General features: G+C 37.7%; 4 protein-coding genes and 1 tRNA gene. 2 read left to right on the top strand and 3 right to left on the bottom strand.

The annotated features are described in order from the left end of the window. Nucleotide 1: 1 nt before the first annotated feature. Nucleotides 2-88, bottom strand: a tRNA-Ser gene (locus NUV40_04495). A gap of 84 nt (nt 89-172) precedes the next feature. Next, complete coding sequence (locus tag NUV40_04490; GenBank protein MCR4343119.1) at nt 173-388, bottom strand: DUF5652 family protein; 216 nt, start codon at nt 386-388, stop codon at nt 173-175. 55 nt (nt 389-443) lie between these two features. Between NUV40_04490 and NUV40_04485 the strand changes: the two genes are divergently transcribed. Continuing rightward, nucleotides 444-1,748 carry a pyridoxal phosphate-dependent aminotransferase gene (locus NUV40_04485; protein ID MCR4343118.1) on the top strand — a complete coding sequence of 435 codons (1,305 nt, stop codon included), beginning with the start codon at nt 444-446 and terminating at the stop codon, nt 1,746-1,748. A 7-nt stretch (nt 1,749-1,755) separates the two neighbouring features. Continuing rightward, a complete protein-coding gene (locus tag NUV40_04480) occupies nt 1,756-3,000 on the top strand; it encodes a glutaredoxin (GenBank protein ID MCR4343117.1) in 1,245 nt (414 codons plus the stop codon). Here the strand turns inward: NUV40_04480 and NUV40_04475 are convergent. Continuing rightward, nucleotides 2,997-3,179 (bottom strand): hypothetical protein, encoded by a 183-nt coding sequence (locus tag NUV40_04475; protein ID MCR4343116.1) that lies wholly within the window; start codon nt 3,177-3,179, stop codon nt 2,997-2,999. The two genes, NUV40_04480 and NUV40_04475, sit on opposite strands and share 4 nt — an antisense overlap. Nucleotides 3,180-3,373 lie beyond the last annotated feature (194 nt).

Here is a 3,373-nt window from a genome sequence, read left to right as displayed (position 1 = left end):
GCGGAGGAGGTGAGATTCGAACTCACGATACCCTTTCGAGTATGACAGTTTTCAAGACTGTTCCATTCAACCACTCTGGCACTCCTCCGTATATTTTTTAAATTGCCACTATGACTTTAGCTCTCGTCAAAACGAGACTAAAATTTAATTCATATCTTGCAAAAAAAGAATACTATTGGTTGAATCCCTGCTTCTTCTCGGCTTTTCTCGCAATGCCGAATATGTAGATTATATCCAATATCGCGGCAGTGTTCACTATAAGAAGAACAATAAACCACCATTTATGCCCAAGGCGAGCCGATTTCCAAAGGGAGATTCCTTTCCACGGCAAGACCCAAAGCATGAAGATAATCAATATCCATGGATTGTTTGCTATAAATAATTCCATAACTAGATGATAATACGAAAATGGAAAAAATTCAACATTATGATAAGATGGCAAGATGCGAACAGATATTGTCCATTCCGGCGCTGAAGAATTAACTTATGAAATAAGAGAGATTGTTGCTATTGCGGATAAGTTAGAAAAGCTCGGGGTAAAAATTCTTTGGGAGAATATAGGGGATCCTGTCGCCAAAGGAGAGAAAATCCCTTCTTGGATTAAGGATATTATTAAAAGTGAGATAGAAAATGATAAAAGTTTCGCCTATTGTCCGACAAAAGGACTGCTTGCAACTCGCGAGTTTCTTGCCGGTAAATGTAATTTAGAAAACGGCGTCAAAATTACAGCCGATGATATTATATTTTTTAATGGTTTAGGAGACGCTATCTCTAAGATATATACTTACTTAAACAGGGAGGCTAGGGTCATAGGTCCTTCGCCGGCTTACTCTACTCATTCTTCGGCAGAGGCGGCTCATGCCGGTTCTCCTCATATCACTTACAATCTTTTGCCTCTAAGGAATTGGCTGCCGGACATAGATGATTTGCGAAACAAGGTTCACTATAATCCATCTATTGCCGGTATTCTTATTATCAACCCGGACAATCCTACAGGAATGGTCTATCCGCGCAAGGTCATTGAAGAGATTGTAAAGATAGCCGAAGATCATGACTTGTTTATAATATCTGATGAAATTTATTCTAATATTTCATACAGTGACGAAGAAGCTGTTTCCCTCGCCAAGGTTATAAATGGCGTACCCGGGATAGCAATGAAGGGAATCTCAAAAGAATTTCCTTGGCCGGGTTCAAGGTGCGGTTGGATTGAAGTATATAACAAAGATAAGGATCAGCTTTTTTCAAGATATGTAAAAACTATTGTTGATGCAAAGATGCTTGAAGTGTGCTCCACAACTCTTCCTCAGCTTGTCATTCCAAAAGTGATGTCTGATCCGCGCTATAAAGAGCACCTTAAAGAGAGAAATAATGAATATCGCAAGCGGGCAGATATTGCTCATAAAATTTTTAATAATGTTTCCGGTATTATAGCTCCGAAGCCTCAAGGCGCATTCTATATGTCGGTTGTCTTTAAAGACGGAGTGTTAAGTAACAATCAGAAATTAAATATAGAAAATGATGGCGCTCGCGCCATGATAGAAGATATAACAAAAAATGTCTTACCTGATAAAAGATTTGCTTATTATCTTATGGGCGCAACCGGTATTTGCGTAGTGCCTCTTTCGGGTTTTAATTCCGATCTTTTTGGCTTTCGTGTAACTTTACTTGAACCGGATGAAGAGAAATTTAAAGAAATTTTCCAAATTATGGCGGATAAGATTAAAGAGTATTTAAAAAGCGCGAGTTAAAAAAAAGATGAAATTATTTAAGAAAATTTTTATTGTTTTGAATATAGTTTTTTTGGCGAGTATATTTTTGGTGCCATACGCTTATTCGGCTGATGAGGCTGTAAAAAAGACTATATATTTTTTTGGCAGGGAAGATTGTAAATATTGCCAGTTGGAAAAAAGTTTTTTTGAGGATTTAAAAAAAGAAAGAAATGATTTTAATCTTATCTATTTTAATGTAGCTGATAAAGCAAACAGAGATAAATTTAACGAACTGGCTGAACTTAAAAATATTTCGAAAGTTACGCCACTTACTTTTATTGGTGGAATGCTAATCCAAGGATTTGATTCAAAAGAGACGACAGGACAGAGGATGATGGAGATATTAGATGACCCATCAATAAAAGAGATCGGGATTGATGAATATATAGCTTCTGGTGGTAAAGGAAGCGTGCTTGAGAGTGGCGGTTCTTGCGGTAGTGATGAAGATGGAATTTTTTGCACTGTTGAATCTCAAGAGGAAAAATTCGTATTTAAACTCCCGTTTTTCGGCCCGGTTGACTTAAGAAGTCTCTCTCTGTTCTCTCTGGCGGCTATCTTAGGTTTTGTAGACGGATTTAATCCGTGCGCTATGGGTGTCCTTATAGCTTTCCTTTTGATCTTGCTTCAGGTTGGCGACAGGAAAAAGATGTGGCAAGTGGCGGGGTTATTTATCTTAGCTGAGTCGGTAATGTATTATCTTATCTTGAATGTTTGGTATAAGACTTGGGATTTTATCGGACTTGATTATATAGTGACGCCTCTTGTGGCGCTTCTTGCCGTGGGGGCCGGCGTATATTTCTTATATAAATATTTTAAAGACGGCAGTAAGCTGACTTGTTCTGTAGAGAGTATAGAGTCACAGCAAAAGAGGGATAGCCGTATTAAGAGGCTGGTGAATTCTCCTTTTACTATAATTACGATTTTTGGTATTTTGGCGATCGCTTTCTCTGTTAATATCATAGAGTTCGCTTGCTCTATCGGTATTCCGCAGGCATTTACAAAGATACTGGAGATTAATAATTTTGGGTTCTTTAAAGTTCAAGGTTACACACTAGTCTATATATTTACATATATGATTGATGACATTATCGTATTCGCGCTTGCTTTGTATGGTTTTGGTAAAATCCACGCTAGTTATAAATACAGCAGACTTTCTGGCTTGATAGGCGGAGTCTTGATGCTTATTTTAGGATTTCTTTTATTGTTTTTTCCGCAAGCGCTTATCTTCTAGTTTCTTGGAGTAGTCGTCGCTTTGTTTGAATCTAAGACAGAAGCCTTCATAGATGAAGAAGGTAATTGAGGCGCGCTGACATTTGGCGCTTTATCTCTATTTTCGCCGGATACAAGTATAAAAAGTGCTCCGCCGACAAAAACAGCAAGGATTAAAATAATCAATGTTAAATCTTTCATATAATATATTATAGCACTATTTTAGGATAGTGTCAAACAAATGTACGCGTCCACCACATATGAGACTCTTTGGCTGGTAATGTCATAACAATATCCCTTAAAGGAGAAATCATGCCAAGCGATTCATGCGGTCTTTTTGTATTGTACCAAAGAAGCCAATCAATAAGCTCCTTGTTAAAACGATTGATGTCGTC

It is taken from the genome of Patescibacteria group bacterium (genome assembly GCA_024654625.1).
GTDB lineage: Bacteria > Patescibacteriota > Minisyncoccia.
The sequence above is the reverse complement of the archived record's forward strand: the minus strand, read 5'-3'. Positions and strand labels throughout refer to the sequence as shown.